The sequence below is a fragment of the Amycolatopsis sp. NPDC104863 genome, from assembly GCF_055582965.1.
On sequence record NZ_JBVJOW010000002.1, the window covers coordinates 910721 to 931961 of the forward strand.

At 71.3% G+C, this 21241-nt stretch carries 27 protein-coding genes; 14 read left to right on the top strand and 13 right to left on the bottom strand.

Features of this window, described 5'->3' with window-relative positions; all coding sequences use genetic code 11:
* Positions 1–233: 233 nt before the first annotated feature.
* The gene (locus tag ACZ63J_RS14015) at positions 234–905 is read right to left on the bottom strand and encodes an SGNH/GDSL hydrolase family protein (protein ID WP_465400809.1); all 672 of its coding nucleotides are present in this window, start codon (positions 903–905) and stop codon (positions 234–236) included.
* Between the two features lie 9 nt (positions 906–914).
* Complete coding sequence (locus ACZ63J_RS14020; RefSeq protein ID WP_465341763.1) at positions 915–1403, bottom strand: GbsR/MarR family transcriptional regulator; 489 nt, start codon at positions 1401–1403, stop codon at positions 915–917.
* Positions 1404–1496: 93 nt separating this feature from the next.
* Between ACZ63J_RS14020 and ACZ63J_RS14025 the strand changes: the two genes are divergently transcribed.
* On the top strand, positions 1497–2393 hold the full coding sequence (locus ACZ63J_RS14025; RefSeq protein WP_465400810.1) for an ABC transporter ATP-binding protein: 897 nt from the start codon (positions 1497–1499) through the stop codon (positions 2391–2393).
* Entirely contained in the window at positions 2390–4027 is a 1638-nt protein-coding gene (locus ACZ63J_RS14030; protein ID WP_465400811.1) for an ABC transporter permease, read from the top strand. Before ACZ63J_RS14025 ends, ACZ63J_RS14030 begins: the two co-directional genes overlap by 4 nt.
* Here the strand turns inward: ACZ63J_RS14030 and ACZ63J_RS14035 are convergent.
* Both ACZ63J_RS14035 and ACZ63J_RS14040 read right to left on the bottom strand, forming a co-directional pair.
* Positions 4024–4497 (bottom strand): hypothetical protein, encoded by a 474-nt coding sequence (locus tag ACZ63J_RS14035; protein ID WP_465400812.1) that lies wholly within the window; start codon positions 4495–4497, stop codon positions 4024–4026. The genes ACZ63J_RS14030 and ACZ63J_RS14035 overlap by 4 nt on opposite strands.
* Before the next feature lie 39 nt (positions 4498–4536).
* Positions 4537–4869, bottom strand: coding sequence for a hypothetical protein (locus ACZ63J_RS14040; RefSeq protein ID WP_465400813.1), 333 nt, complete (start codon positions 4867–4869; stop codon positions 4537–4539).
* 127 nt (positions 4870–4996) lie between these two features.
* Here ACZ63J_RS14040 and ACZ63J_RS14045 point away from each other — a divergent pair, with 127 nt between their 5' ends.
* Positions 4997–6196: an MFS transporter gene (locus tag ACZ63J_RS14045; protein WP_465400814.1), complete on the top strand. Its 1200-nt coding sequence runs from the start codon at positions 4997–4999 to the stop codon at positions 6194–6196.
* On the opposite strand, the gene ACZ63J_RS14050 is transcribed toward ACZ63J_RS14045, so the two are convergent.
* A complete protein-coding gene (locus tag ACZ63J_RS14050) occupies positions 6165–6722 on the bottom strand; it encodes a TetR/AcrR family transcriptional regulator (RefSeq protein ID WP_465400815.1) in 558 nt (185 codons plus the stop codon). The two genes, ACZ63J_RS14045 and ACZ63J_RS14050, sit on opposite strands and share 32 nt — an antisense overlap.
* A gap of 96 nt (positions 6723–6818) precedes the next feature.
* On the opposite strand from ACZ63J_RS14050, the gene ACZ63J_RS14055 reads away from it, so the two are divergent.
* Entirely contained in the window at positions 6819–7238 is a 420-nt protein-coding gene (locus tag ACZ63J_RS14055; RefSeq protein WP_465400816.1) for a nuclear transport factor 2 family protein, read from the top strand.
* A 400-nt stretch (positions 7239–7638) separates the two neighbouring features.
* On the opposite strand, the gene ACZ63J_RS14060 is transcribed toward ACZ63J_RS14055, so the two are convergent.
* The 3 genes from ACZ63J_RS14060 to ACZ63J_RS14070 form a co-directional block, all read right to left on the bottom strand.
* Positions 7639–8427: a metal-dependent hydrolase gene (locus ACZ63J_RS14060; protein ID WP_465313817.1), complete on the bottom strand. Its 789-nt coding sequence runs from the start codon at positions 8425–8427 to the stop codon at positions 7639–7641.
* A 59-nt stretch (positions 8428–8486) separates the two neighbouring features.
* Positions 8487–8834 carry an STAS domain-containing protein gene (locus tag ACZ63J_RS14065; protein ID WP_465313693.1) on the bottom strand — a complete coding sequence of 116 codons (348 nt, stop codon included), beginning with the start codon at positions 8832–8834 and terminating at the stop codon, positions 8487–8489.
* 218 nt (positions 8835–9052) lie between these two features.
* Positions 9053–9361: a WhiB family transcriptional regulator gene (locus ACZ63J_RS14070; protein ID WP_465400817.1), complete on the bottom strand. Its 309-nt coding sequence runs from the start codon at positions 9359–9361 to the stop codon at positions 9053–9055.
* A 163-nt stretch (positions 9362–9524) separates the two neighbouring features.
* On the opposite strand from ACZ63J_RS14070, the gene ACZ63J_RS14075 reads away from it, so the two are divergent.
* Genes ACZ63J_RS14075 through ACZ63J_RS14085 form a run of 3 tightly spaced genes read left to right on the top strand, consistent with a single transcriptional unit; the run spans position 9525 to position 11196 of the window.
* A complete protein-coding gene (locus ACZ63J_RS14075; RefSeq protein WP_465400818.1) occupies positions 9525–9941 on the top strand; it encodes an anti-sigma factor in 417 nt (138 codons plus the stop codon).
* Complete coding sequence (locus ACZ63J_RS14080) at positions 9938–10717, top strand: SigB/SigF/SigG family RNA polymerase sigma factor (RefSeq protein ID WP_465400819.1); 780 nt, start codon at positions 9938–9940, stop codon at positions 10715–10717. Before ACZ63J_RS14075 ends, ACZ63J_RS14080 begins: the two co-directional genes overlap by 4 nt.
* Positions 10718–10776: 59 nt before the next feature.
* Positions 10777–11196 carry an ATP-binding protein gene (locus ACZ63J_RS14085; RefSeq protein ID WP_465400820.1) on the top strand — a complete coding sequence of 140 codons (420 nt, stop codon included), beginning with the start codon at positions 10777–10779 and terminating at the stop codon, positions 11194–11196.
* Here the strand turns inward: ACZ63J_RS14085 and ACZ63J_RS14090 are convergent, their stop codons facing one another.
* Entirely contained in the window at positions 11197–11688 is a 492-nt protein-coding gene (locus tag ACZ63J_RS14090) for a MarR family winged helix-turn-helix transcriptional regulator (RefSeq protein ID WP_465313688.1), read from the bottom strand. It lies immediately after the preceding gene.
* Positions 11689–11721: 33 nt separating this feature from the next.
* Between ACZ63J_RS14090 and ACZ63J_RS14095 the strand changes: the two genes are divergently transcribed.
* Positions 11722–12699, top strand: a complete 978-nt coding sequence (locus ACZ63J_RS14095; protein WP_465400821.1) for an aldo/keto reductase — start codon at positions 11722–11724, stop codon at positions 12697–12699.
* A gap of 18 nt (positions 12700–12717) precedes the next feature.
* Positions 12718–13356 (top strand): nitroreductase family protein, encoded by a 639-nt coding sequence (locus ACZ63J_RS14100; protein WP_465341747.1) that lies wholly within the window; start codon positions 12718–12720, stop codon positions 13354–13356.
* Between the two features lie 394 nt (positions 13357–13750).
* Here ACZ63J_RS14100 and ACZ63J_RS14105 read toward each other — a convergent pair whose 3' ends face one another.
* From ACZ63J_RS14105 to ACZ63J_RS14120, 4 genes are all read right to left on the bottom strand, one after another.
* The gene (locus ACZ63J_RS14105; protein ID WP_465400822.1) at positions 13751–15076 is read right to left on the bottom strand and encodes a cellulose binding domain-containing protein; all 1326 of its coding nucleotides are present in this window, start codon (positions 15074–15076) and stop codon (positions 13751–13753) included.
* A gap of 9 nt (positions 15077–15085) precedes the next feature.
* Entirely contained in the window at positions 15086–15835 is a 750-nt protein-coding gene (locus tag ACZ63J_RS14110; protein ID WP_465400823.1) for a 3D domain-containing protein, read from the bottom strand.
* Between the two features lie 143 nt (positions 15836–15978).
* Complete coding sequence (locus tag ACZ63J_RS14115; RefSeq protein ID WP_465400824.1) at positions 15979–16617, bottom strand: alpha/beta fold hydrolase; 639 nt, start codon at positions 16615–16617, stop codon at positions 15979–15981.
* Between the two features lie 10 nt (positions 16618–16627).
* On the bottom strand, positions 16628–17308 hold the full coding sequence (locus tag ACZ63J_RS14120) for an HNH endonuclease family protein (RefSeq protein ID WP_465400825.1): 681 nt from the start codon (positions 17306–17308) through the stop codon (positions 16628–16630).
* Positions 17309–17487: 179 nt separating this feature from the next.
* Between ACZ63J_RS14120 and ACZ63J_RS14125 the strand changes: the two genes are divergently transcribed.
* The 5 genes from ACZ63J_RS14125 to ACZ63J_RS14145 all read left to right on the top strand — a co-directional run bounded on the left by ACZ63J_RS14125 (position 17488) and on the right by ACZ63J_RS14145 (position 21230).
* Positions 17488–18531 (top strand): tetratricopeptide repeat protein, encoded by a 1044-nt coding sequence (locus ACZ63J_RS14125; RefSeq protein WP_465400826.1) that lies wholly within the window; start codon positions 17488–17490, stop codon positions 18529–18531.
* 87 nt (positions 18532–18618) lie between these two features.
* Positions 18619–19233 carry a D-sedoheptulose-7-phosphate isomerase gene (locus ACZ63J_RS14130; RefSeq protein ID WP_465400827.1) on the top strand — a complete coding sequence of 205 codons (615 nt, stop codon included), beginning with the start codon at positions 18619–18621 and terminating at the stop codon, positions 19231–19233.
* Positions 19230–19466: a HypC/HybG/HupF family hydrogenase formation chaperone gene (locus tag ACZ63J_RS14135; RefSeq protein WP_285482022.1), complete on the top strand. Its 237-nt coding sequence runs from the start codon at positions 19230–19232 to the stop codon at positions 19464–19466. Before ACZ63J_RS14130 ends, ACZ63J_RS14135 begins: the two co-directional genes overlap by 4 nt.
* A gap of 19 nt (positions 19467–19485) precedes the next feature.
* Positions 19486–20178: a D-sedoheptulose-7-phosphate isomerase gene (locus ACZ63J_RS14140; RefSeq protein WP_465400828.1), complete on the top strand. Its 693-nt coding sequence runs from the start codon at positions 19486–19488 to the stop codon at positions 20176–20178.
* Complete coding sequence (locus ACZ63J_RS14145) at positions 20175–21230, top strand: NADH-quinone oxidoreductase subunit B family protein (protein WP_465400829.1); 1056 nt, start codon at positions 20175–20177, stop codon at positions 21228–21230. Before ACZ63J_RS14140 ends, ACZ63J_RS14145 begins: the two co-directional genes overlap by 4 nt.
* The last annotated feature ends 11 nt before the right edge of the window (positions 21231–21241 follow it).

Genomic DNA, 21241 nt, shown 5'->3' on the forward strand with positions numbered 1-21241 from the left:
CCCCTCCCTCACGGAACCCGCTCCCCAACGGGTTCCCGCCGGATGACCCCTCCCCCGAAAGGCACCCGGCCGACGGTGTCCGGGAGCCCCCTCGGCTCCCGGCCACCGCGTTCCTCCGGACCCGGCACCCCCTGCCGCGGTCCCTCTCCGTGCTTGGCTGCTCCACAGGACGCAGTGAGGGGGCGGCCAGATACACGAGCCGCGAACTTTTTCCGAAGATCGACGCTGTGCCGCTAAGCGATCACTGGGAGTGCGTCGGCAAGCGTTTGCGCCCAGCGCGCGTAACCGGCCGGGCCGGGGTGGAAGCGGTCGGCTGCGAAGGCCGTGGGGTCGAGCAGGCCGGGATCCATCGGCAGGTGCGTGACGCCGGGGACGCGCGCGAGGGCAGCGGCGGCCGCGTCGAGGGCGGTCGAACGCGCGGAAAGGACGTCACGGAGGGGCCGTGGCAGCGCCGGGAAGCGGGACATCGGCGGCACGCCGGCGAGGAGGACGTCGACCGGGCCGAGCCGCCGCCGGAGGTCGATCACCAGTTTCAGCAGGTCACGACGGTAGGCAGGGGCCGAACGCAGCTCGAGGGTGTCGTTGACGCCGAGGGCGATCACGACCAGGTCGGCCGGGCGCAGGAGCGGGACCAGCTCGGCGCGGACGACCCGGGCGTTCGCGCCGGTGCGGCCGACCGCCTGCCAGCGCACGGCCCGGCCGTCACGCGCGAGCTGCCGGGCCAGGCAGCCGGTGAGCGCTTCCTCGTGGTCCTTCGCGCCGACGCCGTCCACTGTGGACTCACCGAGCACGGCCAGCCGGAACGGCTCGCCGGCACCGGGCACGAGTCCTTCGGCCGGGCCGGCGGCGCCGGGGAGGCGGGGTGTGGTGCGCTTGACGTAGAGGGCCTGGGCGAGGATCACCATGGCTCGAAGCTAGCCGTTCTTCTCCTCGCGGAGCTTGTGCCAGCGCTCGTACATGCCGTTGAGCTCTTCCAGCATGAACGACAGGAAGTCGCGCATCTCGGCGAGCCGCTTGCCCGACGGCGAATCCTCGCCCAACGCCTCGATGCCGTTCTCGGCCGCGTCGCGCCACATGATGATCATGCGGTCGCGCTTGAGGAACGTGGCGTACCAGAGGTCGTCGAAGAGGCGGTAGTGGTCACGGCGTTCGCCGGGCTCGCGCTCCTTGGCGACCAGGCCGATCTGCTCCAGGAAGCGCACCGCGCCGGAGATCGCCGCCGGGCTGACCGACAGCTGCGAGGCCAGGTCGGCCGCGGTCAGGCGGCCCTCGTCGGTGGTCATCAGCGCGGCGAACACCCGCGCGGACATGCGCTGCATCCCGATCTGCGAGAGCACGAGCGCGAGGCTCTCCACGTACCGGCGGACGGCGTCTTCGTCTCTCTTGGTGTCAGGCGTCGTCATCGGGCCATCCTCTCGTACCACCCCAGCAAGATCACTCCATCTAGACATTTTCTTAACTTCACAAGTTTGTGAAACCAGTGTAGCTTCCGAAGCATGGAAAACGCCATCGCGATCTCCGGCCTCCACAAGTCGTTCGGCCGGACCCGGGCCTTGGACGGCCTCGATCTGCAGGTACCTACTGGGGAAGTACACGGTTTCCTGGGCCCGAACGGCGCCGGGAAGTCGACCACCGTCCGGGTCCTGCTCGGCCTGCTCCACGCGGACTCGGGGGACGTCCGGCTGCTCGGCGGCGACCCCTGGAAGGACGCCGCGAGCCTGCACCGCCGCCTCGCCTACGTGCCCGGCGACGTCAATCTCTGGCCCAACCTCTCCGGCGGCGAGGTGATCGACCTGCTCGGCCGGCTGCGCGGCGGGCTCGACCGGAAGCGCCGCGCCGACCTGATCGAGCGGTTCGACCTCGACCCGAAGAAGAAGGGGCGGACGTACTCGAAGGGCAACCGGCAGAAGGTCGCCATCGTCGCCGCGCTCGCCTCCCGGGTCGACCTGCTGATCCTCGACGAGCCGACGTCCGGGCTCGACCCGCTGATGGAGGCGACGTTCCAGTACGCCATCCAGGAGGAGCGCGAGCAGGGCCGGACCGTGCTGCTCTCCAGCCACATCCTCGCCGAGGTCGAGGCGCTGTGCGACAAGGTCAGCATCATCCGCAACGGCAAGACCGTCGAGTCCGGCACGCTGGCCGAGCTGCGTCACCTCACGCGGACGTCGATCACCGCCGAGCTCGCCGGGCCGCCGAACGGGCTGGCGAAGCTGGAGAACATCCACGACCTCAAGGTCGAAGGCAACCGCGTCCGGTTCGACGTCGAGACGCGCTCGCTCGACGAGGCGCTGCGGCAGCTGACCCAGGTCGGCGTGCGGAGCCTGGTCAGCCAGCCGCCGACGCTGGAAGAGCTGTTCCTCCGGCACTACACGACCGAGGCGAGCGCAAAATGACCGCGACCCTCTCCCGCGCCGAAGCCGAGGTGGCGCCGGCGCACGAACTGGCCGGCACCTGGCACCTCACCCGGCTCGCGCTGCGCCGCGACCGCGTGGTCCTGCCGATCTGGATCGTGCTGCTCAGCATCATCCCGGCCAGCACCGTCAAGACGTTCGCGCAGTTCTACCCGACCGAAGCCGACCGGCTGGCGCTGCAGGCCGGCGCGAACACCAACCCGTCGTACGCGCTGCTCTACGGGCCGCCGTTCGACCTGACCACCGCCGGCGGGTTCATCTCCTGGCGCATGTGCGGGTTCCTGGCGCTGCTGACCGGCCTGATGGTCGTCTTCACGGTCACCCGGCACACCCGCGCCGAGGAGGACACCGGCCGCGCGGAGCTGCTCGCGTCCGCGGTGGTCGGCCGGTACGCGGCGCTGACGTCGGCCGTGCTGGTGGCCGGCGGGGCGAGTGTGCTGATCGGCCTGGTCCAGTACGGCAGCATGGTCGGCGCCGGGCTGCCCGCGGCCGGCTCACTCGCCTTCGGCGCGTCGGAAGCGTTGGTGGGCTTGGTGTTCACGGCCGTAGCGGCGGTCGCCGTCCAGCTCGCCGAGTACTCGCGCACGGCCAACGGGATCGGCACCGCCGTGGTCGGCGCCGCGTTCCTGCTGCGCGGCGCCGGTGACTCCACTGTGGACGCTCGCTGGCTGTCGTGGCTGTCGCCGATCGGCTGGGTGCAGCAGAGCCGCCCGTTCGCCGCCGAACGCTGGTGGGTGCTCCTGCTGCCGGTGGCCCTGACGCTCGTGGTCGGCGCAGTCGCGTACTGGCTGCTGCCCCGCCGTGACGTCGGCGTCGGCATCCTGCCGCCGCGGCCGGGTCCCGCGACGGCGGCGCCGAGCCTGCGCACGCCGTTCGCGCTGGCCTGGCGGCTGCACCGCGGCCCGCTGATCGGCTGGACCATCGGCACGGCGGTCGTCGGCGCGGTGTTCGGCTCGATCGCCAGCGGCATCGGCGGTCTGGTCGGGTCCAGCCCGCAGGCGCAGGAGATCATGGCGCGCCTCGGCGGCAGCGAGGCGCTCACGCAGGCGTTCCTCGCCGTCATGGCCGGCCTGTTCGCGATGGTCGCGTCGCTGTACGGGATCCAGGCGGTGCTGCGCATGCGCGCCGAGGAGACGGCGATCCGGCTCGAGCCGGTGCTGGCCACCAGCGTCGGCAGGCTGCGCTGGGCCGCGGGCCACCTGGTGTTCGCGTTCTTCGGCACGGCGGTGCTGCTGCTGGCCGGCGGCCTGTTCATGGGGCTGGCCAACGGGTTGCGCGCCGGCGACGTCGGCGGCTCGGTCGGCGACTCGCTCGCCGGGATGCTCGTCCAGCTGCCCGCGGCCTGGGTGGTGATCGCCCTCGCGGTGACGATCTTCGGGCTGCTGCCGGGCTTTTCGCCCGCGGCCTGGGGCGTCGGCGCGCTGGCGTTGCTGCTGAGCCTGTTCGGCCCGGTGGTCGACCTGCCGCAGGCGGTGCTGGACGTCTCGCCGTTCCAGCACCCGCCGAAGATCCCCGGCCAGGCGTTCGTCGCGACGCCGCTGGTCTGGCTGCTGGCGGTCGCGATCGTCGCGCTGGTCGCCGGGCTGGTCGGCTGGCGCCGCCGCGACGTCGGCTAGCGCGGCTTCAGCTGCCGGTCGGCCCCGGCCACGAGGTGGGCCTGCGGCCCCGCCTTCCCACAGGCGGGGCCGCCCGGTTCGGAAAAGGCCGGCGTGACGACCGCGGTGTGCGGCACGCCGTCGTCGAACCGGACGGTGACCCGGACCGGCTCGGCCGGCAGCCCCGGGATGTCGGCGAACCCCTGCAGCCCACCGGTTCGGACGGCCGAGGCCGCGCAGGCGCTGTCCGGTCCGGTGCCGTCGCAGGTCGTCGCCCCGGCGGTGGTCTCGGGCATCAGGTCGACCGGGCGCGTGACGCACTGGTCGCCCCAGCACGCGTCGAGCGTCGCGCGGGTGACACCGGCGGGCTCGGGGATCGTCAACCCGATGCCGATCCGGGTGCCGATCGCCGGGCAGGCGACCTCCGAGCCGGCCTGACCACAGCCGGCGGTGAGGGCGAGGACCACCGCGACCCACGGAACACAGCGCATACCGGACAGACGGGCCTCAACGGCTTGCCGGTTGCATCGTCAGTCCCGCCAGCCGCTGGTGAGCGGCAGCACGGGCGACGTCGAGGTCGGGGTGACGCTCGTCGAGGTGGTCGGTTCGACCGTCACCTCGACGAGGCTCGTGGTGGTGGAGGCAGGAGCCGTCTCGACGGTGGTGACGGTCGCCGCCGGTGGCCCCGGCGCGGTCACGGTGACCGGGACGACTTGCGTCGCGCTGGTCGTCGGCGGGGTGGTGACTTCGGCGGGCCGCGGAGTCGGCCGGCCGGCCACGAGCAACGCGGCCACCAGCAGCCCACTGGCAAAACCCGCCAGCCCGGTGACCGCGGCGGAGCCCCAAGTAGGTCGGCCACTCATCCGGGCACCCCCTCGCCACGCGTAGCGCAGGTTCGAGGACTAACTCGCGTTGATCTTAGCTCTTGTTACACACGGTGCACATTGAGTCTGCTTGACTCAAGTTTGTTGAGTGTGCGACGTTGAAGCCATGGGGGCACTGGGGAACCGCGACTTCCGGCGGCTGTGGCTCGCCGACCTCGCCAGCCAGCTCGGCACCCGCATCGACGTGCTCGCCGTGCCCCTGCTGGCGACCACCGCGCTCGGCGCGTCGGTCTTCGAGGTCTCGCTGCTGCGGACCGCGGAAACCCTGCCGTACCTGGTGCTCGGCCTGCAGGTCGGCGTGTGGTGCGACCGGGTGCGGCACCGCCCGGTGCTGATCGCCGCCGACCTCGGGCGCGCCGCGCTGATCGCGTCGATCCCGGTGGCGGCGCTGTTCGGCGTGCTCGGCCTCCCCCAGCTGCTGGGCGTGGTGCTCGGTGTCGGCGTGCTGGCGGTGTTCTTCGACATCGCCCACCAGACGTACCTGCCGCGGCTCGTCGCGCCCGAGGACCTGCCGGACGCCAACGCCCGGCTCCACACCAACCTCTCGATGGCGGCGGTCGCCGGGCCGGGCCTGGCCGGGCTGATCATCTCGGTGCTCGGCACCACCGTGGCGCTGGCGGTCGACGCCGTCAGCTACCTGTGGTCGGCGCTGTGGCTGCGGCGGATCAGGACACCGGACGTGCGTCCCGAACCTCGGGACCGGCGGCTGCTGCGGGAGATCGGCGAAGGTCTGCGGGTCGTCCGCGGCAACCCCGTGCTGCTGGCGATCAGCTCGCACGGCGCGTTGTCGAGTTTCTTCCAGTCCGCCCACCTGGCGATCGTGATCGTGTTCCTGGCCCGGGACATCGGGCTCACGCCGTGGGCGATCGGCCTGCTCAGCACGTCGACGCTGACCGGCGCGCTCGTCGGCGGGCTCACCGCACGCCGGATCGGCGCGCGGTTCGGCGGCGCGCGGGCGCTGTGGGGCGCGGCGGTGCTGTTCGGCCTGGCCTACCAGCTCTACCCGCTGACGCGGCCCGGCTGGGCGCTCGCCTGTTACGTCGTCGCCGGGTTCTTCGCCAGCTTCGCCGTGATCGTGCTGAACGTCTTCAGCGCGAGCTTCCGGCAGACCGTCACACCGCCGGAGCTGCTGGGCCGGGTCACGTCGATCACGCACACGGTGATCCTCGGCGTCGTCCCGCTCGGCAGCCTCCTCGGCGGCGCGCTGGCCGCCGCGCTCGGCACGCGGACGACGTTGCAGATCGCGGCGGCCGGCGTCCTGGCCTCGGCGGTGGTCATGGCACGGGTGCGGAAGCTTCCGTTTTGAGGCCGTCGACGACCACGCGGACCAGGTGCGCACTGCCGGGCGCGTACCGCTCGACGGCCAGGCAGCCGACCATCAGGGCACGCAGGTCGTCGGCGTCGATGTCCTGGCGGACGGCCCCCGCGGCCTGGGCGCGCGCGAGCAGCTCGCCGTACGCGGCGCGGAAGGCGTCCCCCGCGCCGGCCTTGAACGCGTGCCCGCCCGACTCCGCGAGGGCGTCGCAGATGGCGCGGTTGAGCGACGCCTGCTTGATCACGCGGACGAAGTAGTCGAAGAACGCTTCGCCGGGGTTCTCGGCCGTGGCGAGCTTGCGCGCTTCATCGGCGAACTGCTCGATGCGTTCGAGGACCACGGCCTGGAAGAGCGCTTCCTTGCTGGGAAAGTGCCGGTAGACGGTCCCGGCGCCCACCCCGGCCAGGCGCGCGATGTCGTCGAGGGGCACGGCCAGCCCATCGGCGGCGAACGCCTCTTCGGCGGCAGCCAGGACCTTCGCCCGGTTGCGCCGCGCGTCCGCGCGCATCTTTTCCATGTTCGTCTCCTCGTTGACAACCGGAACGCAGGCTCCGTATCGTCGAAAGCGGGTGCACCGTTCCGATTCAACGTCCAGCTTCCCAGGAGAATTCCGATGCCCGTGTCCCCGGCCCGCGCCGTCTTCGACCGCTTCCTGACCGCCTCCGTCGAAAACCGCTGGGACGACCTCGCCGATTGCTACGCGGAGGACGTCGTCCTCGAAATGCCGTTCACGCTGCCCGGGACACCCCGCGTGACGAAGGGCCGCGAGGCGATGCGCGCCCGCTTCCGCCGTGCGGGCGCGACCCGCCGGATCACGAAGGCCGACCAGGTCGTGGTCCACGAGACGACCGACCCCGAAGTACTGGTCGCGGAGTTCGACCTGCACCAGGAGATGGCGGGCGAGAGTTTTGTGGCCACGTACGTGATGGTGCTGACGGTGAAGGACGGGTTCATCACGCACACCCGCGACTACACCGACACCGCCGCCGTGGCCGAGCGGCTCAAGGCGTGGTCGCCCACGGTCGGCAGCTGACTCCGCGGGAGTGGGCGTTCGCGAGGCGGGGTCAATCCGGGTAGCGGCCGCCGAGCGTCGCCAGTGCTCGACCAATTCCGGTCGCACGGGCGCCGCCAGGACTTCGACGAGTTCCTCTTCGGCCTCGCGCGCCCCTCCCTCGGTGGACTCCCTCACCTTCTCGTCGAGCTGCACGCCTGCGCCTCATCGAGAGCGATCTGGCCGCTCCGCAGCTCGTCCGCTTGTCCCAGGGCCTACGGTGTCTGAGTGCGCGCGCTTCTGCGGGTGCCCACGACAATCTTTCCCTGTCCGCGCCTGGGTTTTCGGCGACGAGCCGCATGACCGACTCCTGTCGACGGGAACTCGGGGTCAGGTTTCCCCGGAGTCGCCGATCACGACATGACGTTACGAACCGAGCGGCTCAAGGCGTGGTCGCCTGCTGGCTCGTCGGGGGAATGAACAGCCGCTCGAACGTCGCCGTCGTCCAGTCCCACACCCCCGGGACCAGCAGCACGCCGAGCACCACGAACACCGGGAAGATCAGCCGCTTCTCGACTTTCTTGCCCGTCTTGAACCGCAGCGCCTTCGGGGGTCCCAGCTCGTACCACGTCTCGCCCGCGATCGGGATCGGGAAGAGGAACGGGCAGCCGGACTCGGTCAGCGCGTCGCCCAGGCAGTGGGTCAGGCAACCCGCCGCCACCGCGATGCCGAGCCAGCCCGTGATCGACGCCAGCTCGCCCGTGCGGTCCGGTGGGGACGTGAAGAACCACCACGCCACCGCCGCGCCGCTCACCGGGAGGAGCCAGTCGCCCAGGGCGCCTTCCGCCAGCATCAAGCCGAAGATCACCACCCCGACGACCGCCCACGGGCCGCCGGCCGTGGTGCCCCACGACGTCAGCAGGCCGAGGCCCGCGGCGAACAACACCGTGTGCGAGAGGTGGCGGTGCTGGCCCGTCACCTTCTCGTCGCGCGGGCCCTTGGTCAGCGCGTAGAACGCCGCCGAAACGCGGCGCAGCAGCCACGACAACGCGCCCGTCAGCCAACCGAGGAGGCGGGACGCGCTCGCGCCGGGGTGGTCCAGGTCGGGCAGGAGGGCGAACCCGGCCGTCGTGGCCGCGAAGACCACCGCCTGGTGCACCGAACCGGCCCCGGCCGCGGGCGCCAGGGCCAAGCCCGCGCACCAGCCGGTCAGGGCATGCGTCCGCCCCATCATCGTGCCGCCCCCAAGGTCCACGCACCGAAATCAGTCCGCGGAACCGTAGCGGGCGGTCAGGCTTGGGGGTCCTCCGACACGCTCAGGTGTTCGGCCACGCCGGTGAGCTCGATCACTCGGCTCACCGCGGGGCTCGGGACGACCTCGAGCTCGACTTCCTGCTCGCCGGCCTGGCGTTGTGCGCGAAGCACCACGTTCAGCGCGGAGGAATCGAAGAAGGTCACCCCGGTCAGATCGGCCACGACCCGCTGCGAACGCTTGTCCGCGATCAGCCCCGCCAGGGCCTCCTGCAGCTGCGGACTGGTGAGCAGGTCGAGCTCGCCGGTGACCACCACCCGGGTCGCGTCGGTGTCCAGCGTGATGCCGAACCCGGGCGGGGTGGCGTTCTGGTCGGCTGCGGGCATGCAGTTTCTCCTCGTCAGGCGCTGCTCCTGCGCCGGGTACGCGCCTGGTGTCTCAAGCGGCATCCGTGTCACCGTGCCTTCCCGAGCTCGCTCCGGGGCACGGTCAAGGCAACTCCGGGGCCAACCCTAGCCCAGGAAGCGGCCGGGCCCGCCACGGCCGCCGCCCTTTGGTCCTGACTCTTCACTTGTGATCTGATCCTGCCTGGTCAGGGCGCTGTTCAGTGCGCACTCATCGCCTTCCGGGCCGCCCTGCGCTGACGCAGGAACAGCTGCCGCCGCTCGATCTCGCCGAGGCCGCCCCAGATGCCGTACGGCTCCTGCACGGTCATCGCGTGCGTGCGGCACTGGGCCAGCACCGGGCAGGCCTGGCAGATGGCCTTCGCCCGCGTCTCGCGCCGCTCCCGCGCCGAACCCCGCTCGTTGTCGGTGTGGAAGAAGAGGCTGCTGTCCGCACCCCGGCACGAGCCGCGCAGCTGCCATTCCCACTCTTCAGCAACCACGTTGGGCAGCCGGCTCACGTCAGCCATGTCGTCCCTGCCTTTCCCAGGATCAGCATGTCGATCGCTACATGCCCGCCGGTGGAGCGGATCAAACGCGGGTTTGGTTTGCTCACCCCACGGGCATCTCGCTGACCGGGCGTCGGAGGACACCGCCTCCTCCCCCAGCGCGAGTGCGGAGAAAGGAACAAACGTGGAGGAAAACGCCCCGCTCGTGCCGGAAGGCGCGCAGGTCATCGAGGTGCGGACGGCCGCGATCCCGCATGTCGTGCCGACCCTGCGGACCATCGTGGCCGACATCGCGATGCGCCAGGACTTCGACCTGGACGCCGTCGAAGACCTCCGGATGGCGGTGGACGAAGCCTGCTCGCTGCTGCTGCCCGCCAGCTCGGACGGCAAGCTCACCTGTGTCTTCTCCTGGAACGGGCCGCGGATCGAGGTCTCCGTCTCAGTGCTTTCCGACACTCCGGACCACGAGGACGACTCCGGCCTTTCGTGGCAGCTGCTCACCGCGCTCGCGACGTCGGCCGAGCGCACCGTGACCCCCGAGGACGGCCGTTACCTGTCCCGGGTCGACCTCGTCCGGGAGAGCCAGGCGGCGGACTCGTGACCGATCCCGCCGGGCGCAGCGGGGACGACCCCGACGTCGGCGCGCTGTTCGCTCGCCTCGCCGCGCTGCCCGCGGACGCCCCGGAGCGCGAACGCATCCGCGACACGCTGGTGCGCACCCACCTGGAGCTGGCGCGCAACCTGGCCCGGAAGTTCCGCAACCGGGACGAGGCGATGGAGGACCTGGTCCAGATCGCCACGGTCGGGCTGATCCACGCCGTCGACCGGTTCGACCCCGAGCAGGGCACCGACTTCCTGGCGTTCGCCGTGCCGACCATCTCCGGCGAGCTGCGGCACCACTTCCGGGACAACAGCTGGTCGGTGCGGGTGCCGCGGCGGCTCAAGGAGCTGAACGCGAACATCTCCGCCGCGCGCGAAGAGCTGACGGTGCAGCTGTCGCGCGCGCCGAAGCCGAGTGAGATCGCCTCGCGCCTCGGGGTGCCGATCGAGGACGTCTACGAAGGTCTTCGCGCTGGTCAGGGCCGCTACGGCGCGTCGCTCGACCACCTGCTGGAGAACGCCGCGCACACGCGGTTCGGGGCGCCGGACGCCGAGCTGGGCCAGGCGGAGCTGCGCGAGGCGCTGCGGCCGATGCTCGACAGCCTGCCGGACCGGGAGCGCAAGATCGTCGCGCTGCGCTTCGGCTCGGGGATGAGCCAGTCGGACATCGCGCGCCGCGTCGGGGTCTCCCAGATGCAGGTGTCGCGGTTGCTGGCTGCGACCCTGAAGAAGCTGCGTTCGGGCCTGGACGAATCCGAGCTCGCCGACGGCACCTGATTAGCCGCTGGGACGCTTGGGTACTTCGCGGACGGTACCGAACCCACGGGAGGGGGACCATGACGATGTCGAAGACGCCGCAGCGCACGGCCGGGCCGGCCGCGCCGCTGACGGTGTTCCTCCCGGCCGACGTGACGGCCCCGGCGCTGGCGCGCCACGAAGTCCGCCGGGCGCTGCTCGGCTTCGGCCTGACCGAGCGGCAGCTCGCGGACGTCCTGCTGGCGACGTCGGAGCTGGTCACCAACGCTTTCGAGCACGGCGAGAAGCCGGAGCGGATGGAGCTGGCCTACACCGGTGAGCACCTGACGCTGCGGGTCTACGACACCGGCCGGATGCTGCCCGAGCTGCGGGCGCCGTCGCCGGCCGAAGCACGTAGCCGCGGCTTGGTGCTCGTCCAGGCGCTGTCGGAGGACTGGGGCTTCGAACGCTGCTCCGGCGGCAAGTTCGTCTGGGCGGTCTTCCGCATCCCGGCCGCCTGATCAGCCGTCCAGGAGCTCCCGCGCCGCCTCGGTCTCGCCGATCCGCTGCCGGAACGGCTTCCGCTCGAGCGCGTCGACGATCGCTTCCAGCACCCCGCGCAGCGGGTACGGCAGCTCGGCTTCGAGGGCTTCCGACGCCTGGGTCGTCGCCGTCCACTCCGCTTCGATCAGCGGGAGCAGCTCGCGCGTCTTCGCGGTGAGCGACACGATCCGCTGGCGGGCGTCCGCGCCCGGTTCGAGCCCGACGAGCCCGGCGCGGTTCATCTGCGCGACGGTCTGGCTGGCCGCCGAGTGCGTCACGCCCATCTCCGCGGCGAGGTCGCGGATGGCCAGCGGGCCGCGCGCGAGCAGCGCCCGCACCACCCCCGAGTACCGCGGGCGGTAGTCGTCGAGGCCGATGTCGGCGAGGAACTTCGCGACGTCGCCCTCGAGGATCTCGAGGACGTGCCGCATCCGGGTCCCGAGCCCGTCCGGACCCGATGTCATCGCCATGACCGCCGATCATAGGTGTGCTTGGATCGCGGCATGGAGAACCGGAAGATCACCCGGCTGGGCCGTGAGGTGTCCGTCGTCGGGCTCGGCTGCTGGCAGCTCGGCGCCGACTGGGGCGAGGTCGACGAGAGCGACGCGCTGGCGGTGCTGCACGCGGCGGCCGACGCCGGCGTCACCTTCTTCGACACCGCGGACGTCTACGGCGACGGCCGCAGCGAGCGGCTGGTCGGCCGGTTCCTCGCCGAGCGCGGCGACGTCTTCGTGGCGACGAAGATGGGGCGGCGCGTCGAGCAGGTGCCGGAGAACTACGTCCGCGCGAACTTCCGCGAGTGGAACGACCGGTCGCGCCGCAACCTCGGGGTCGACACGCTCGACCTCGTCCAGCTGCACTGCCCGCCGACGCCGGTGTACTCCTCCGACGCGGTGTACGACGCCCTGGACGAGATGGTGGCCGAGGGCCGGATCAAGGCGTACGGCGTGAGTGTCGAGACTTGTGACGAGGCGCTGACGGCGTTGGCGCGGCCGCACGTCGCATCCGTCCAGATCATCCTCAACTGCCTGCGGCTCAAGCCCCTCGAGCGGGTGCTGCCCGCGGCCGAGTCGGCGGGCGCCGGGATCATCGCGCGGGTGCCGCTGGCCTCGGGCCTGCTGTCCGGGCGCTACACGGCGTCGACGACGTTCGCCGAGAACGACCACCGCAACTTCAACCGCCACGGCGAGGCGTTCGACGTCGGCGAGACGTTCGCGGGCGTGCCGTTCGACGTCGGGCTCGCGGCCGTCGAGCGGCTGCGCGGGCTGGTGCCGGCGGACCAGACGCTCGCGCAGTTCGCGCTGCGCTGGATCATCGACCAGCCGGGCGTGAGCACGGTGATCCCGGGCGCGCGCAACGCGGCACAGGCGTCGGCGAACACCGCCGCGGCCGCGCTGCCGCCGTTGCCGGCCGAGGCGCTGGCGGGTGTCCGCGAGACTTACGACGAGCTGGTCCGGCCGCTGGTGCACGATCGCTGGTAGGCCCGGCATGATGGGCCGATGATGACGCCCGAAGAGCTCCTGACGACCACCAGGACCGTGCGCAAACGGCTCGACTTCGACCGGCCCGTGCCGCTCGACCTGGTCAAACACTGCGTCCAGGTCGCGCTGCAGGCGCCGAGCGGCTCCAACACCCAGCGGTGGCAGTGGCTGGTCGTCACCGACCCGGGCCAGCGAGCGGCGCTCGGCCGGATCTACAGCCGGGCGTGCCACGAGTACCTGGAGTCGCCGAGCGCGGCCGGCAAGCAGTTCGCGGACGACCCGACGCGCGCGCCGGTGCAGCAGCGGGTCGGTGACAGCGTCGCGTACCTGGCCGACCGGATGGGCGACGTCCCGGTGCTGGTGGTGCCGTGCCTCGAAACGCCGTCGGCCGAGCTGCCGGCGGGCAACCAGGCGGGCCTGTGGGCGTCGCTGCTGCCGGCGGTGTGGAGCTTCATGCTGGCGGCGCGGTCGGTGACGCTGGGCACGGCGTGGACAACGCTGCACCTGAAGTACGAGCAGGAGGCGGCGGAGGTGCTGGGCCTGCCGAAGAACGTCCACCAGGCAGCACTGATCCCGACGGCGTTCTACACGGGCGACACGTTCAAACCCGCGGCGCGGCAGCCGCTCGAGGATGTGCTGCACCTCGACCGCTGGTGAACTGGGAGTCCGGCGGCGGGCATCGCGGAGTCCGAGGTGCGGCACGGAGTCACGCTGCCTGAGGATTACTGCGACTTCCTGCTCACCGCCGGGCAAACGGCGCCGGGGCGTACTACGGCCGGTACCGGCTCGGCGCACCGGAACGCTCCGACGAAGTGGACCGGCGACCGGGCTTTCTCTCGACGGCGTTCTATGTTCCGGAACGGACGACACGCGTACCCGGCCGGACGACACGCGTACCGGGATGGACGACATGGCGGGCGGGCTCGGCCGGCGCGTGTCGTCCGCGTGGGTACGCGTGTCGTCCGGAACGTGAACGCGTGAAAGCCTCCTTGCCGGGGCATTGGGGACGTCGGCAAGGAGGCGATCACGGCCCGTCGGCCGTCTGGGTGGCTCAGCCCTTGTATGCCTTGAAGATGTTCGTGAACTCGTACAGCGACTGGGAAATCCCCGAGCACGTCGCCACCGCGCCGCCGCCCGGGCAGCCGCCGTTGTCGCGGCCCGCCGACCAGAAGCCGATGCTTGCCACGTGGTTGGCCTGGGCGAACGACAGCAGCTGACGCGCCGCTGCCTGGTCCGTCACCGAACCCGTGTCGTTGCGGCCGATCATCGGGGTCAGGCCGAGCAGGCCCTTCACGTCAGCGTCGGACTTCGACGGCCAGATCGTCTTCATCTGCCCCAAAGTCGCGTTCGCCGCGGACACCAGCGCGTCGCCCCAGGAACCGCTGTAGCCGAAGTCCATCAGCATCGGGTTGACGACCACGTTCAGCCCGCGTGACGCCGCGTCCTGCAGGATCGACACCGAGAACGGGTCCATTCCGTAGTCCTGGCCCTGGATCCGCATCGTGTAGCTGATGTGCGTCCCGCGTTGCTGCTGCAGCCGCAGCAACGCCTGGTTCACCATGGCCGTCGGGATCGACGCCTCCACGTCGACGTCCAGGCTGTTGCTGCCCACCGCGTCCAGCGTCTTCACGTACGCGTTGTACAGCGCGTCCACCGAGCCGCAGACGTTCTCCAGGTACGGCCCCAAAGCGCCGCCCGAGGCCACCGTGACGCCGCCGCCCAGGCCGCGCAACGCGTTGACGTCGTTGATGATCCGCGAGTCCAGCAACGGCACCGTGCCGCCCCACTGCGGGTCGCAGCCGAGGCTGCTGCCGAGCGCGAAGGCGAGCGTGAAGTTCTTCTGGCCGGTCGCGTTCGCCACCGAGACCAGCGACGGGGTCGCCATCGTGATGTCGATGTACGGCGAAACCCGCGCGCTGCCCCCGGTCGGCGGCGGCGTGGTGGTGGTCGTGGGTGGCGTGGTGGGGGTGGTCGGGGTGGTGGTCGGCACCGACGTCCCGGCGCACGGCTGGCCGTTCAGCTTGCAGTTCGCGGGCAGGCCGCCGCCGCTGACCAGGAACCCGAAGCTCGTCGACGCGCCCGCGGCGACGCTGCCGTTGTACTCCCGGTTGGCGAACGAGTGGTGCGAGCCGGACGGCGTGTCGAGCGCGTCCCAGTAGGACCCGAGCGTCGAGCCCGACGGGAGGTCGAACTCCAGCTTCCAGCTCGTCAGCGCGGACGTGCCCGCGCTGATCGTGTACTTCGCCTGGTAGCCGGAGCCCCAGTCGGAGTCCTTGGTGAACGCCGCCGACGGCGCGGTCGCGGCCGTCGCCGGGGAGACGACGAGGACCGTTGCCACCGCGAGCATCGTCGCGGCGAGTGCGAGCTTGGCTTTCACAGCGCCTCCTCAGCGCACGGTCAGGGTGAGCCGCTGGATGCCCCAGGCGTCGGCCTGCGAGCCGGGCAGCCAGACGTCGACGATGTCGCCGGAGATCCAGCTGCCGATGTCCGCCGCGTAACACTCGCCGTAGCCCGGCACCGAGAACCTGGTGCCCCACGGGATGATCCGCGCGTCGACCGCGCAGAACCCCGGCCCGGCGCTGTACCCCAGCGCGGTCTGCGCGACGTCGTTGTAGGACGTGACGCGGTAGTTCAGCGTGGTGCCGGCCGGGATCCGGTACGCGGCGAGGTGGTTCGCGCCGTCGAGGCGGTACGCCGTGGAGATCTGGCCGAGCGAGCCGGGCGAGTTGTCCTCGGCCGTCATCGCGTAGAGCTGGTAGTTCGCGTTCTGGCACGGGCTCGCGTCGGTGACGGTGAGCGTCGGCTGGCCCCAGTCGCTGATCCACTGCAGGGCCTGGCCGTTGCGGAACGCGCGGTAGGCCTTCGCGCCGGAGACGCGCGCGAAGGTGAAGGTGACCTTGCCGTCGGCGCCCAGGCCGCCGGCGACCGAGCCGGGCGCGGGCAGGCGGTTGCCGACGTTCACGGCGCCGACGAGCGTGCCGGGTCCGTGGCCGCCGGTGACCGGCCGGTCCGGGATGGTGCCCGGGTAGAAGTGCTGGCAGGCGGGCAAAGCGGCCGCCGACGCGGGCGCGGCGGGAGCGACGAGGAGGCTGCCGGCGGTGAGGGCCGCCAGCCCGAGGACCCTGGCGAAGCGCATGACGGAGAGACCTCCGTGGTGGGGACCGGGGTGGAGGTGACGCAGGTGGGGAGGTGCGGGTTCGCCGCGCACCTGACGTTAAGTGGCCTGGACCACACAGTCAATAGGTCTAGACCTTTAAGTTTTCCGGTCCGCCGAACGGCCTACCGGAAGCTCACCAGCAGGTCGGCGATCTGCGCGGGGTGGCTCAGCGGCGCGCAGTGCGGGCCGTCGACCTCGTCGGGCTCGATGCCCAGCCGCTCCCGGGCGATCCGGCGCTGGAAGTCCGGGGTGAAGAACCGGTCGTCACGGCACAGCACGACCCGGGTCGGGACGTCCGGGTGGGCCGCCAGCGGCCACGGCTCCTCCCCTTCCTTGCTCACCTGGTCACGCCCGTGCGCCATGCCCTCCTCCGCCAGCGGGAGCGGGACGCCGTTGAAGTACGTCTCGATGTCGCTCAGGCCCGTCGGCGCTTTGAAGCCGGTGTTGCCCCACCACTGGCCCGGCGGCTCCCCCGGCGCCGGGATCATCCCGGCCAGGTACACCAGCAGCCGCGCGCGCAGCTTCTCGGCGACCAGCGGCGCGGTGAACCCGCCGTAGGAGTGCCCGACCACGGCGACGTCCGAGGTGTCCTCCACCGCGGCCAGCACCGTGTCGGTGAAGTCGGCGAGCCCGGCCGACGGGTCGGTGATCGGGAGGTCCGGCGCGACGAAGGTGTGGCCGCGCGCGAGGAGCTCCGGGCCGAGCAGGTGGAAGTCCCAGCCGCTGCCGCCGCCACCGTGGACCAGCACGAAGGTCGTCATGCCGGCCAGCTCAGCAGCGGCGGAGCATGTCCGTCAAGGCGGTCTTCTCGCCCTGGGTGACAGTCAGGCCGTAGTAGTGCTTCACGACGATCCAGTCGGTCGCGTAGGTGCACCAGAACGACACGAGCGGCGGTTTCCACTGGTCCGGCGCCTTGTCGCTCTTCTGCTGGTTGAGGTTGTCGGTGACGGCGAACAGCTGCGGCCGCGTCAGGTCGTTCGCGAACTGCTCGCGCTTCTCGGTCGTCCACGTCTTCGCGCCGCTCGCCCAGGCCTGCCCGAGCGGGACCATGTGGTCGATGTCGAGGTCGGTCGCCTTGGTCCAGGTCTCGTCGTCGTAGACGCTCTTCCACGTCCCGGACGTCGCCTTGCAGTCCTTGTCCGTCTTGACGTCCGTGCCGGCGCGCTTGAGCACGACTTCACGCGTGTCACAGCCTGACCCCTGGCTGGCCCAGTGCGGAAACTTCTCACGCGAATACCCGTCCATGGACGTCCGCGCGGCGATGGTCAGCTCGCCGAGCTGCTTCTCCGCGTCGGCGGCGGAGACCGGAACCGGTGCCGAGGACGACGACGGAGGCGGGGTCGCGCCGGCTCCGCGGCTCGTCACCCAGTACCCGAAGAGCGCGACCGCGAGGATCGCGACTACCAGCAGGATCCGATGCGTCACGCTGAGCCGAAAGGCGCGTGCGGCCACGAATTTCTCCTCTCACCTGCGGGTGCGCGCGGCGTAGTGTCGCCTCTGCCGGCCCGGGACAACCGCGTCGACACGACGACCTGGCGCGAATGTGACCTCGCCCACCCAAGGCATGAGGTGTCACACCGAGCCGATCAACTGCGACTACCGGAACAGGACCCATCCGGAGGGAGCAGCCGATGCCCGGCCGGCTCAAGAAGTTCGACGAGTTTTTCCAGCGCAAGGCCGCCGAGAGCGGCAATGTCGTCGCCATGGCCAGGATGGGCTCGGCCCTGCGCGAAAGCGGGCAGCTCACCGAGGCCGAGACGTGGTTCCGCAAGGCCGCCATGGGCGGTGACCGCGTCTCGATGACGGCGCTGGCCCACCTGCTCGCCGAGCGCGGCGAGCGGGACGAGGCCGAGCGCTGGTACCACGAGGCGGCGCTGGCCGGCGACCCGCACGGGATGCTGAACCTGGCCCGGTCGTACGAGCGGCGCGGGAAGCGCGAGGACGCCCAGCACTGGTACGGCGAGGCCGCCCGCACCGGCGACCTGCCGTCGATCGCCTCGCTCGGGCACATGCTGCGTGAGCAGGGGAAGATCGAAGAGGCCGAGTCGTGGCTGCGGCAGGCCGCCGACGCCGGGATCACCGCCGCGATGATCGACCTGGGCGTCGTCCTGCGGGACCGCGGCCAGGCCGCCGAGGCGGCCCGCTGGTGGCGCTCGGCCGTGCTGGCCGGCGACCTCGCGGCCACCTGCCAGCTGGGCCGGCAAGCCGAGCGGCTCGGCCGGCCGGCGGACGCCGAGTCCTGGTACCGCCAGGGCGCGGGCGGCGGGCACGTCGAGGCGGTCGTGCGGCTCGGGCTGCTGCTGCACCGCCGCGGTGACCTCGAAGAAGCCGAGAGCTGGTACCTCGACGCCGCCGAGCGCGGCGACCCCGCGGCCATGACGAACCTCGGCGTGCTCGCCCGCAACCGGGGTGACGAGGGGGAGGCCGCCGCCTGGTACCGCAAGGCCGCCGAGCACGGCAGCGTCCCCGCGCTGACCAACCTCGGGCACCTCGCCGAGCACCGCGAGGACCTCGCCGGGGCCGAGCAGTGGTTCCGCCGGGCCGCCGAAACCGGCGACGTCCAGGGCATGCTCAGCCTGGCCCGGATGCTGCGGTCGCGGGGTGCCGCCCAGGAGGCCGAACAGTGGCTCGCCCGTGCGGAGCACGTCCAGGAGGACCGAGAGCACCATTTCTGACCGTTCGATCTATTGTGTGATCCAACTCACAGCTCTAACCTGGGGTGCGCTCCCACCACCGAGCAGCTGCCCCGAGGAAGTGCCGCGATGTCGTGGTCACCGAATCACCCGGACTCCGTAGACGCCCTTTTCGCGCGCCGCGAGGCGCCGGTGCTCGCCCTGGCCGGCGACGCCCGCACGGTCGCCGAGGCGTGCCACGGCATGGCCCGCCGCTTCCACCGCGGCGGCAAGCTCGTGGTGTTCGGCAACGGCGGCCCCAGCACCGACGCCCAGCACGTGGCGGTCGAGTTCGTCCACCCGGTGATCGTCGGCAAGCGGGCGCTCCCGGCGCTGTCGCTGACGGCCGACGTCGCCACGGTCACCGGGGTCGCCAACCGCGTCGGCCTCGAAGACGTCTTCGCCCACCAGCTGCGGATCATCGGCGAACCCGCCGACATCGCGCTGGGCATCTCCACCGACGGCGAGTGCGCCAACGTCCGCCGCGCCCTCGAAACGGCCCGCGACCTGGGGATGTTCACCGTTGCGCTGACCGGTCGTAACGGCGGCGCGATTGCCACGACTACTGGGCTGGACCACGTCTTCACCGCCCGCTCCGACGACCCGCGCGTGGTCAAGGAGGTCCACGTGACCACCTACCACGTGCTGTGGGAGCTGGTGCACGTTTTCCTGGAGCAACCCGGCCTGCTGGAGGTGGCGTCGTGAGCGCCCGTGACGCCGACAGAGACGTCGGCCCCGTCTGCCATGACGGGGTGTGCATCACCTGCTCCGACACCGCGGTCGAAGTGACCGTAGTCGAACTCCTGGACCTCGGGTTCGCAGTCGTGGACACCGGCTCGGGCCGGGAAGAGGTGAGCGTGGCGCTGGTTTCGGCCGGCGTCGGCGACCGAATCCTGGTGCACGCCGGAGAAGCCATCGCTCGTCTGGAGAATCCCTAGCCTAGGGAGTTGACGCGCCATGACGCGGGAGCACACCCCCGTGGGCGCGGACGGTCTCGAAGCGCTGTACCCGTTCCTCTACGCGGGTTCCGGCGACCTCGACGCCGTCCTCCGCCAGGTCGAACAGTCCACTGTGGACAAGGTACGCGAGATCGTCGCGCTGCGGGCCCAGGTGCTCGCGGCCGACCGAGACCGCCTGTTCGCGTGCGCGCAGGACCTCGCGCGCGCGTTCGCCGGCGGCGGGCGCCTGCTCGCCTTCGGCAACGGCGGGAGCTCGACCGACGCCCAGGACCTCGCGAGCCTGTTCCTCAGCCCGGCGGGCGACGCGAAGCCGTTGCCCGCCTTCGGGTTGACGAACGACATCGCGGTGGTCACCGCCCTGTCCAACGACATCGGGTTCGACGTCGTGTTCGCCCGCCAGATCGGCGCGTTCGGGCGGCCCGGCGACATCGCGGTGGGCCTGTCCACCAGCGGGAACTCCGCGAACCTGGTGCGCGCGTTCGACGAAGCCGCCCGGCGCGGCCTGGTGACGGTCGGTGTCGCCGGGTACGACGGCGGGAAGATGGCCGAGCTCGACAGCATCGACCACCTCTTCGTCGTGCCATCACCGTCCGTGCACCGCATCCAGGAAGCCCAGACGACCCTCTACCACGCGCTGTGGGAGCTGACCCTCGGCGCGCTCGACGACCTCGCCAAGGGTGATCAGCCGTGACGCATGCCGCAGAACAGACCGAAGAGCAGCCCATCCACGTCCTCTGGATCAACGCCGGCCTCTCGTGCGACGGCGACTCCGTCGCGCTGACCGCCGCCACCCAGCCGAGCATCGAGGAGATCGTCCTCGGTGTCCTGCCCGGCCTGCCCAAGATCGCGGTCCACTGGCCGCTGATCGACTTCGAATGCGGCCCCGACAAGGGGGCCGACACGTTCATCGAGTGGTTCTACAAGGCCGACCGCGGTGAGCTGGAGCCGTTCGTGCTGGTCGTCGAGGGGTCGATCCCGAACGAGGCGATCAAGGAGGAGGGCTACTGGTGCGGGTTCGGGAACAACCCCGAGACCGGCCAGCCGATGACGACCAGCGAGTGGCTCGACCGCCTGGCGCCCAAGGCCCTGGCCGTGATGGCCGTCGGGACCTGCGCCACCTACGGCGGCATCCACGCGATGGAGGGCAACCCGACCGGCGCCATGGGCGTGCCCGACTACCTGGGCTGGGACTGGAAGTCCGGGGCCGGCATCCCGATCGTCTGCGTGCCCGGCTGCCCGACCCACCCGGACAACCTGTCCGAGACCATCACCTACCTGCTCTACCAGGCCGCCGGGCAGGCGCCGATGATCCCGCTCGACGACCACCTGCGGCCGCAGTGGCTCTTCGGCGCGACCGTGCACGAGGGCTGCGACCGCGGCGGCTACTACGAGCAGGGTGAGTTCGCCACCGAGTACGGCTCCCCGAAGTGCCTGGTGAAGCTGGGCTGCTGGGGCCCGGTCGTGAAGTGCAACGTGCCGAAACGCGGCTGGATCAACGGCGTCGGCGGCTGCCCGAACGTCGGCGGCATCTGCATCGGCTGCACCATGCCGGGCTTCCCGGACAAGTTCATGCCGTTCATGGACGAGCCGCCGGGCGCGCAGGTGTCGTCGCTGGCCAGCGGCGCGTACGGGTCGGTGATCCGGCGCCTGCGGAAGATCACCGAACGCAAGCTCGACAAGGAGCCGAAGTGGCGGCACACGGGCAAGAAGCTCCACACCGGCTACCAGTCCACGTGGCGCTGAAAGGGGTTTGG

Coding starts and splice junctions, on each gene's coding strand:
- ACZ63J_RS14015 (WP_465400809.1), bottom strand. CDS start 905: ATGGTGATCCTCGCCCAGGCCCTCTACGTCAAGCGCACCACACCCCGC.
- ACZ63J_RS14020 (WP_465341763.1), bottom strand. CDS start 1,403: ATGACGACGCCTGACACCAAGAGAGACGAAGACGCCGTCCGCCGGTAC.
- ACZ63J_RS14025 (WP_465400810.1), top strand. CDS start 1,497: ATGGAAAACGCCATCGCGATCTCCGGCCTCCACAAGTCGTTCGGCCGG.
- ACZ63J_RS14030 (WP_465400811.1), top strand. CDS start 2,390: ATGACCGCGACCCTCTCCCGCGCCGAAGCCGAGGTGGCGCCGGCGCAC.
- ACZ63J_RS14035 (WP_465400812.1), bottom strand. CDS start 4,497: ATGCGCTGTGTTCCGTGGGTCGCGGTGGTCCTCGCCCTCACCGCCGGC.
- ACZ63J_RS14040 (WP_465400813.1), bottom strand. CDS start 4,869: ATGAGTGGCCGACCTACTTGGGGCTCCGCCGCGGTCACCGGGCTGGCG.
- ACZ63J_RS14045 (WP_465400814.1), top strand. CDS start 4,997: ATGGGGGCACTGGGGAACCGCGACTTCCGGCGGCTGTGGCTCGCCGAC.
- ACZ63J_RS14050 (WP_465400815.1), bottom strand. CDS start 6,722: ATGGAAAAGATGCGCGCGGACGCGCGGCGCAACCGGGCGAAGGTCCTG.
- ACZ63J_RS14055 (WP_465400816.1), top strand. CDS start 6,819: ATGCCCGTGTCCCCGGCCCGCGCCGTCTTCGACCGCTTCCTGACCGCC.
- ACZ63J_RS14060 (WP_465313817.1), bottom strand. CDS start 8,427: ATGGGGCGGACGCATGCCCTGACCGGCTGGTGCGCGGGCTTGGCCCTG.
- ACZ63J_RS14065 (WP_465313693.1), bottom strand. CDS start 8,834: ATGCCCGCAGCCGACCAGAACGCCACCCCGCCCGGGTTCGGCATCACG.
- ACZ63J_RS14070 (WP_465400817.1), bottom strand. CDS start 9,361: ATGGCTGACGTGAGCCGGCTGCCCAACGTGGTTGCTGAAGAGTGGGAA.
- ACZ63J_RS14085 (WP_465400820.1), top strand. CDS start 10,777: ATGACGATGTCGAAGACGCCGCAGCGCACGGCCGGGCCGGCCGCGCCG.
- ACZ63J_RS14090 (WP_465313688.1), bottom strand. CDS start 11,688: ATGGCGATGACATCGGGTCCGGACGGGCTCGGGACCCGGATGCGGCAC.
- ACZ63J_RS14095 (WP_465400821.1), top strand. CDS start 11,722: ATGGAGAACCGGAAGATCACCCGGCTGGGCCGTGAGGTGTCCGTCGTC.
- ACZ63J_RS14100 (WP_465341747.1), top strand. CDS start 12,718: ATGATGACGCCCGAAGAGCTCCTGACGACCACCAGGACCGTGCGCAAA.
- ACZ63J_RS14110 (WP_465400823.1), bottom strand. CDS start 15,835: ATGCGCTTCGCCAGGGTCCTCGGGCTGGCGGCCCTCACCGCCGGCAGC.
- ACZ63J_RS14115 (WP_465400824.1), bottom strand. CDS start 16,617: ATGACGACCTTCGTGCTGGTCCACGGTGGCGGCGGCAGCGGCTGGGAC.
- ACZ63J_RS14125 (WP_465400826.1), top strand. CDS start 17,488: ATGCCCGGCCGGCTCAAGAAGTTCGACGAGTTTTTCCAGCGCAAGGCC.
- ACZ63J_RS14130 (WP_465400827.1), top strand. CDS start 18,619: ATGTCGTGGTCACCGAATCACCCGGACTCCGTAGACGCCCTTTTCGCG.
- ACZ63J_RS14140 (WP_465400828.1), top strand. CDS start 19,486: ATGACGCGGGAGCACACCCCCGTGGGCGCGGACGGTCTCGAAGCGCTG.